Source organism: Piscinibacter sp. (assembly GCF_050175855.1).
Lineage (GTDB): Bacteria > Pseudomonadota > Gammaproteobacteria > Burkholderiales > Burkholderiaceae_C > Piscinibacter.
Genome location: NZ_JBFXIO010000259.1, coordinates 1 through 7,362, shown reverse-complemented (window position 1 = coordinate 7,362; position 7,362 = coordinate 1). Strand labels below are relative to the sequence as shown.

Here is a 7,362-nt window from a genome sequence, read left to right as displayed (position 1 = left end):
CCTACGGCCTGCACGTGGTCGGCCGCGCGCCGACGCCCGCGCAGCGCTCCGACCTGCTGCTGTCGCTGGCCGAGGCCTCGCTCGGCCAGCGCCCGCCGCGCGAGCAGGTGGACGCGATCGTCGCCGGCCGCACACCCGAGCAGGTGCACATCGCCGCGGGCGACGCCGCCGCGCCGATCGAGCTGCTGCGTGAACTTGCCCGTGCCGATGCGCTGATGGCGCACGACCACGAGACCGCCGGCATCCTGCGTGCGCTCGATGGCCGCTTCCTGCGCCCGGCGCCGGGTGGCGACCTGCTGCGCACGCCGAGCATCCTGCCCACCGGCCGCAACCTGCACGGCTTCGACCCGTTCCGCATCCCCAGCGCCTATGCGGTGGCCGACGGCACGCGCCAGGCCCAGCGCCTGCTCGACCGCTACCAGGCCGACGGCCACGCCTTCCCCGAGTCGATCGCCATGGTGCTGTGGGGCACCGACAACCTCAAGAGCGAAGGCGGCCCGATCGCCCAGGTGCTGGCCCTGCTCGGCGCGAAGCCCCGCTTCGACAGCTACGGCCGCCTGGCGGGCGCCGAGCTGATCCCGCTGGCGCAGCTCGGCCGGCCGCGCGTCGACGTGGTGATCACCATGTCAGGCATCTTCCGCGACCTGCTGCCGCTGCAGATCCGCATGCTCGCGGAGGCGACCTGGCTGGCCGCCAGCGTCGACGAGCCCGCCGAGCAGAACTTCGTGCGCAAGCATGCGCTGGCCTTCATGGCGAAGACCGGCTGCGACCTCGAAGCGGCCTCGCTGCGTGTGTTCGGCAACGCCGAGGGCGCCTATGGCGCCAACGTCAGCCACCTGGTCGACAACGGCCAGTGGGACGAGGAAGACGAGCTCGCCGAGACCTACTCGCGACGCAAGGGCTTCGCCTACGGCCGCAGCGGCCGCCCGGTGCAGCAGGGCGAGCTGCTCAAGAGCGTGCTGGCCGACGTGCAGCTGGCCTACCAGAACCTCGACTCCGTCGAGCTCGGCGTCACCACCATCGACACCTACTTCGACACGCTCGGCGGCATCAGCCGCGCGGTGCAGCGCGCCAAGTCCGCGCAGGGCGGCACCGAGGCCGCGATGGCGCCGGTCTACATCGGCGACCAGACCCGCGACGGCCTGGGCGGCGGCACGGTGCGCACGCTGTCCGAGCAGGTGGCGCTGGAGACGCGCACCCGCATGCTCAACCCGAAGTGGTACGAGGGCATGCTGGAACACGGCTACGAAGGCGTGCGCCAGATCGAGGTGCACCTGACCAACACCATGGGCTGGTCGGCCACCACCGGGCAGGTGCAGCCCTGGGTCTACCAGAAGCTCAGCGAGACCTTCGTGCTCGACGAGAAGATGCGCGAGCGTCTCGCGCAGCTCAATCCCACCGCGTCCGCCAAGGTCGCTGCGAGGCTGCTCGAAGCCTCGGAGCGGCAGTTCTGGACCCCGGACGACAAGACCCTCGAAGCCCTGCGCCGCGCCGGCGAGGAGCTCGAGGACCGCCTCGAAGGCGTCATTCCGAATACACCGCAAAAGGCAGCCGCATGAAGATGGACGTCACCCACATCCCGGTGGACGAGATCCGCCGCCCAGGCCGCGCCGACGGCGAAGGCAGCGTGCAGGTCCAGATGGACCCGGCCGTGAAGATCGACACCGCCAAGGTGTTCGCGATCTACGGCAAGGGCGGCATCGGCAAGAGCACGACCAGCTCCAACCTGTCGGCCGCGTTCTCCAAGATGGGCAAGCGCGTGCTGCAGATCGGCTGCGACCCGAAGCACGACAGCACCTTCACGCTGACCAAGAAGATGCTGCCCACGGTGATCGACGTGCTCGAGACGGTGGACTTCCACGCCGAGGAGCTGCGCCCCGAGGACTTCGTCTTCGAGGGTTACAACGGCGTGATGTGCGTCGAGGCCGGCGGGCCGCCGGCCGGCACCGGCTGCGGCGGCTACGTGGTCGGCCAGACCGTCAAGCTGCTCAAGGAGCACCACCTGCTGGAAGACACCGACGTGGTGATCTTCGACGTGCTCGGCGACGTGGTCTGCGGCGGCTTCGCCGCACCGCTGCAGCACGCCGAGCGGGCGATGATCGTGACCGCCAACGACTTCGACTCGATCTTCGCGATGAACCGCATCGTGCAGGCGATCGGCGCGAAGGCGAAGAACTACAAGGTGCGCCTGGGCGGCGTGATCGCCAACCGCAGCGCCGCCACCGACCAGATCGACAAGTACAACGAGCGCACCGGCCTGCGCCTGGCCGCGCACCTGCCGGATCTCGACGCCATCCGCCGCAGCCGGCTGAAGAAGTGCACGCTCTTCGAGATGGAGTCCAAGCCCGAGATCGAGGCGGCGCAGCGCGAATACCTGCGCCTGGCCGCAGCGATGTGGACCGGCGGCGAGCCGCTGCCCGCGGTGCCGCTGAAGGACCGCGAGATCTTCGACCTGCTGGGGTACGACTGACATGGAACACGCCTCCTATCAGACCCGGCGCGGCGAGATCGAGCACTACTTCGACCGCACCGCCGTCAAGGCCTGGGAACACCTGACCTCCGACGCCCCGGTCGGCCGCATCCGCGCCACCGTGCGCGCCGGCCGCGATCGCATGCGCGCGATGCTGCTCGACTGGCTGCCGCAGGACCTGCACGGCGCGCGCATCCTCGATGCCGGCTGCGGCACCGGCGCCTTCGCGGTGGAAGCCGCCCGCCGTGGCGCCGAGGTGGTGGCGATCGACCTCTCGCCGACGCTGGTGGAACTCGCCGTGCGGCGCGTCGCCGAGCACCTCGATACCTTCGCCAGCGGCGGCCGTATCGACTTCCGCAGCGGCGACATGCTCGCCGCCGAGCTGGGCCGCTTCGACCACGTGGTGGCGATGGATTCGCTGATCCACTACGAGGCCCCCGACGTGCTGCGCGCGCTGGAGGCCTGGGCGCCGCGCGTGTCGCGCTCGATGCTGATCACCTTCGCGCCGCGCACGCCGGCGCTGGCCGCGATGCACGCGGTGGGCCGCCTGTTCCCACGCGGCGACCGTGCCCCGGCGATCGAGCCGGTGGCCGAGCTGGCGCTCAAGCGCGGCCTGCTCGCCGCCCCCGGGCTGCAGGGCTTCCGCGACGGCCGCTGCGAGCGCATCGCCAGCGGTTTCTACACCTCGCAGGCGCTGGAGATCGTGCGCTCATGAAGCTCGCGGAAGTCGCCCTGCTCTGGAAGCGCGTCGCACCGCGCTTCCTGCCCTTCGCCGATGCGGCGACGGCAGAGGTGCCGCTGTCGCGGCTGCTTCGCCTATCGCTGTTCCAGGTGTCGGTGGGCATGGCGACCGCGCTGATGGTCGGCACGCTCAACCGCGTGATGATCGTCGAGCTGGGCATGGCCGCCTGGCTGGTGGCGCTGATGGTGGCGCTGCCCATCCTGGCTGCGCCCTTCCGCGCCTTCATCGGCCACCGCTCCGATACCCACGCCTCGGCGCTGGGCTGGCGGCGCGTGCCCTACATCTGGCTGGGCACGATGCTGCAGTTCGGCGGGCTGGCGATCATGCCCTTCGCACTGCTGCTGCTCACTGGCCAGGGCGTGCTCGGGCTGGCCGGGCTGGGCTACGCGGCGGCGGCGCTGGCCTTCCTGATGGTCGGCGCAGGCTTGCAGACCACCCAGACCGCCGGCCTGGCACTGGCCACTGACCTCTCCACCGAGCAGAACCGCCCGCGCGTGGTCGCGCTGATGTACGTGATGCTGCTGCTGGGCATGGCGGGCGGCGGCGCGCTGTTCAGCGTGCTGCTCACCGAGTTCAGCCCGACGCGACTGATCCAGGTGGTGCAGGGCGCGGCAGTCGCCTCCTTGTGGCTCAACGGCGTGGCGCTGTGGAAGCAGGAGGCGCGCGATCCGACCCGCCGCCGCGCCAAGAGCGAGCCCGCGCCCGACTTCCGCGCCCACTGGCGCAGCTTCATCGCCCAGCCGAAGGCACGCCGCTTCCTGTGGGCGGTGGGCCTGGGCACCGCCGCGTTCAACATGCAGGACGTGGTGCTCGAGCCCTACGGCGGCGAGATCCTCAAGCTCGGCGTCGGCGCCACGAGTGCGCTGACGGCGATGCTCGCCGGCGGCTCGCTGGCCGCCTTCGCGCTGGCCGCTCGCTGGCTGGCGCGCGGCGGCGATCCGTATCGGGTGGCGGCCACCGGTGCGCTGCTCGGCCTGCCCGCCTTCGCGGCGGTGATCTTCGCTGCACCTCTGGACGCGCCCTGGCTGTTCCGCGCCGGCACCGCGCTGATCGGCTTCGGCGGCGGCTTGTTCGCGGTAGGCACGCTCACCGCGGCAATGAGCATGGAGCGGCCCGAGCACGTCGGCCTCGCGCTCGGCGCCTGGGGCGCGGTACAGGCCAGTGCCGGCGGCTTCGCGGTGGCCGCCGGCGGTGCGCTGCGCGACGGCGTGTCGACGCTGGCGATGCAGGGCACGCTGGGCTCGGCGCTGGTCAGCCCGGTCACCGGCTACAGCTTCGTCTACCACCTCGAGATCTACCTGCTGTTCGCGGCGCTGATCGCCATCGGCCCGCTCGTCCGCCCGCTCGGCCGCCGGCCGTCCGCGCCCACCCCTTCCACCAAGTTCGGCCTGGCCGACCTTCCCGGATAACGCACGAAGGAGCACCCCATGGGAACCGGAGCGATCACCCAGTACATCGACGTCGCACAGCTCGTGCTCTACCTGTTCTGGATCTTCTTCGCGGGCTTGATCTATTACCTCGCGGCGGAGAACCACCGCGAGGGCTACCCGATGGAGACCGACATCCCGGGTGGCCCGAAGGTGGGCGGCTGGCCGGTGCCGGCGCCCAAGACCTTCGTGCTGCCCGACGGCCGCGAAGTCTCGGTGCCCGACCTGAAGCCGGACCCGCACGTGTACTCGGCCGAGCCGGCGCACCAGTACATCGGCGCGCCTCTGGTGCCGGTGGGTGACCCGATGTTCGCCGCCGTCGGCCCGGGCGCCTATGCACGTCGCCGCGACGAGCCCGACATGGACTACGAGGGTCACCCGCGCATCGTGCCGCTGCGCGACATGCCGAAGTTCAGCGTCGCCAAGGCCAGCACCGATCCGCGCGGCCTGCCGGTGGTGGGCGCCGACGGCGTGGTCGGCGCCACCGTGGCCGACATCTGGGTCGACCACAGCGAGAACATCGTGCGCTACATCGAGATCGAGGCGCCTTCGCCCACCGGCCCGCGCCGCGCCCTGCTGCCGATGACCTTCGCGCGCGTGCACCGTGACCGCGTGGCGGTGAAGTCGGTGCTTGGCCACCAGCTCGCCATGGCCCCGGCGCCGCGCCAGCCCGACCGCGTGACGCTGCTCGAGGAAGAGAAGATCGCCGCCTACTACGGCGCCGGCACGCTGTACGCCACGCCGGCTCGCCAGGAGCCGCTGCTGTGAGCTTCGCGATGGAGCACGAGGACGAGCCGGTCTACGGCCTGCCCGAGGTGCCGCCGGCCGGCGAGCATGTCGTCTGGCAGGGCTCGCCCGACTGGAAGGCGCTGGCGATCCGTGCCTTCCACGTGCGCAAGCTGGCGATCTACTTCGCGCTGATGCTGGTGCTGCGCGGTGCGGTCACGCTGGCCGACGGCGGCAGTGCCATGCAGGCGCTGCGCGACGTGGCCCTGCTGCTGCCGCTGCCGCTGATCGGCATGGTGCTGGTACTGGTGCTGGCCTGGCTGTCGGCGCGCACCACCGTCTACACACTGACCAACCGCCGCGTGGTGATGCGCATCGGCATCGTGCTGACGCTGAGCTTCAACCTGCCCTTCAAGTGCATCGCCGCCGCCGACATGGCGCGCACGCCGCGCAGCACCGGCGACATCGCGCTGACGCTGGCCGGCGAGGACCGCATCGCCTACCTGCAGCTGTGGCCGCACGCGCGGCCCTGGCAGTTGCGCAAGCCGCAGCCTATGCTGCGCTGCGTGCCGCGCCCTGAAGAGGTGACGCAGCTGCTGGCGGTGCAGTGGTCACAGGCCACCGGCCTGGGGGCGCAACCGGGCGCCGCGCAGCCGGTGCCGCCCCCGGCGTCCGCCCTGCCCGAGACGGCCCTGGCCACGCATTGAGCCGACGATGAACGCTGCCCCCGCCTCCACCCCGTTGCTGCCGCGCGGCCTGCTGGTCGCCATCGGCGCGCTGGTGCTCGCGTCGCTGCTCGGGGTGGCCGCAGTGCGCCTGGCCGGCGTGTCGGTGCGTGCGCCCGACGCGCCCTCGGTGGCCACGCGGTTGCTGCGCTTCGAAGACCGGAGCGACGGCAGCATCGCGGTGATCGACGCCAGCAACGGCCGCACGCTCGAGCGGTTGAGCGGCGAACAGGGCTTCATGCGTGGCGCGCTGCGCGCGCTGACGCGCGAGCGCCGCATGCGCGAGCTCGGGCCGCAGCAGCCTTTCGAGCTGGCCGCTCGGGCCGACGGCCGCCTCACGCTCGCCGACCCGGCCACCGGTGCACGCATCGACCTCGAGGCCTTCGGGCCCACCAATGCCGGCGTGTTCGCACGCCTGCTCACGCTGACCGAGAAGAACTGACGGAGACCACGCCATGCAAGCCGCCCACGCCCCCGTGCACGAGATCAGCAGCGCCCAGGACGCCGAGGCCAAGGCCAAGCAGGAGACGCTGCTGACGCCGCGCTTCTACACCACCGACTTCGCGGCGATGGACCGCATCGACGTGAGCGCTATCCGCGCCGAATGGGACGCGATGATGGCGGAGTACGAGGGTGACAACAACCACGACCACTTCCAGCGCACGCCCGAGTTCGCGGAAGAGGCCCGTGCGCAGATGGCGGCCATGTCGCCCGAGCTGCGCCAGGAGTTCCTCGACTTCCTGATCAGCTCGGTCACCAGCGAGTTCTCCGGCTGCATCCTCTACAACGAGATCGCCAAGCACATCGAGAACCCGGACGTGAAGGCGCTGATGCGCTACATGGCGCGCGACGAATCGCGCCACGCCGGCTTCATCAACCAGAGCCTGAAGGACTTCGGCCTCGGCCTCGACCTCGGCGACCTCAAGCGCACCAAGAAGTACACCTACTTCAAGCCGAAGTACATCTTCTACGCGACGTACCTTTCCGAGAAGATCGGCTACGCGCGCTACATCACCATCTTCCGCCAGCTCGAGCGCCACCCCGAGAAGCGCTTCCACCCGATCTTTCGCTGGTTCGAGCGCTGGTGCAACGACGAATTCCGACACGGCGAGAGCTTCGCGCTGATCATGCGCGCGCACCCGCACCTGCTGCGCGGCGCCAACACGCTGTGGATCCGCTTCTTCCTGCTCGCGGTGTACGCCACCATGTACGTGCGCGACCACACCCGCCCCGAGCTGAAGCAGGCGATGGGGCTGGAGCCCACCGAGTACG

The 7,362-nt window shown here is 70.8% G+C and carries 8 protein-coding genes; all 8 read left to right on the top strand.

Annotated elements, in window-relative coordinates:
- Window positions 1-1,559, top strand: a 1,559-nt coding sequence (locus AB7U92_RS17930) for a cobaltochelatase subunit CobN (RefSeq protein WP_428579942.1), incomplete at its 5' end; no start/stop codon positions are given.
- Window positions 1,560-1,561: 2 nt separating this feature from the next.
- Window positions 1,562-2,470 (top strand): ferredoxin:protochlorophyllide reductase (ATP-dependent) iron-sulfur ATP-binding protein, encoded by a 909-nt coding sequence (bchL, locus tag AB7U92_RS17925; protein ID WP_428579945.1) that lies wholly within the window; start codon window positions 1,562-1,564, stop codon window positions 2,468-2,470.
- 1 nt (window position 2,471) lies between these two features.
- Window positions 2,472-3,185, top strand: a complete 714-nt coding sequence (gene bchM, locus AB7U92_RS17920) for a magnesium protoporphyrin IX methyltransferase (protein WP_428579939.1) — start codon at window positions 2,472-2,474, stop codon at window positions 3,183-3,185.
- Window positions 3,182-4,621, top strand: coding sequence for a BCD family MFS transporter (locus AB7U92_RS17915; RefSeq protein ID WP_428579937.1), 1,440 nt, complete (start codon window positions 3,182-3,184; stop codon window positions 4,619-4,621). Before bchM ends, AB7U92_RS17915 begins: the two co-directional genes overlap by 4 nt.
- 18 nt (window positions 4,622-4,639) lie before the next feature.
- Window positions 4,640-5,407 (top strand): photosynthetic reaction center subunit H, encoded by a 768-nt coding sequence (gene puhA, locus AB7U92_RS17910; RefSeq protein ID WP_428579934.1) that lies wholly within the window; start codon window positions 4,640-4,642, stop codon window positions 5,405-5,407.
- A complete protein-coding gene (gene puhB, locus AB7U92_RS17905) occupies window positions 5,404-6,072 on the top strand; it encodes a photosynthetic complex putative assembly protein PuhB (protein WP_428579932.1) in 669 nt (222 codons plus the stop codon). The genes puhA and puhB overlap by 4 nt, the downstream gene beginning before the upstream one ends.
- Before the next feature lie 7 nt (window positions 6,073-6,079).
- The gene (puhC, locus tag AB7U92_RS17900) at window positions 6,080-6,532 is read left to right on the top strand and encodes a photosynthetic complex assembly protein PuhC (RefSeq protein ID WP_428579929.1); all 453 of its coding nucleotides are present in this window, start codon (window positions 6,080-6,082) and stop codon (window positions 6,530-6,532) included.
- Window positions 6,533-6,545: 13 nt separating this feature from the next.
- The coding region (gene acsF / locus AB7U92_RS17895; protein WP_428579926.1) for a magnesium-protoporphyrin IX monomethyl ester (oxidative) cyclase at window positions 6,546-7,362 on the top strand (817 nt) is incomplete at its 3' end.

Excerpts from the sequence above, each read along its gene's own strand:
- AB7U92_RS17915 (WP_428579937.1), top strand. The coding sequence starts at position 3,182 with ATGAAGCTCGCGGAAGTCGCCCTGCTCTGGAAGCGCGTCGCACCGCGC.
- bchM (WP_428579939.1), top strand. The coding sequence starts at position 2,472 with ATGGAACACGCCTCCTATCAGACCCGGCGCGGCGAGATCGAGCACTAC.
- puhA (WP_428579934.1), top strand. The coding sequence starts at position 4,640 with ATGGGAACCGGAGCGATCACCCAGTACATCGACGTCGCACAGCTCGTG.
- bchL (WP_428579945.1), top strand. The coding sequence starts at position 1,562 with ATGGACGTCACCCACATCCCGGTGGACGAGATCCGCCGCCCAGGCCGC.
- puhC (WP_428579929.1), top strand. The coding sequence starts at position 6,080 with ATGAACGCTGCCCCCGCCTCCACCCCGTTGCTGCCGCGCGGCCTGCTG.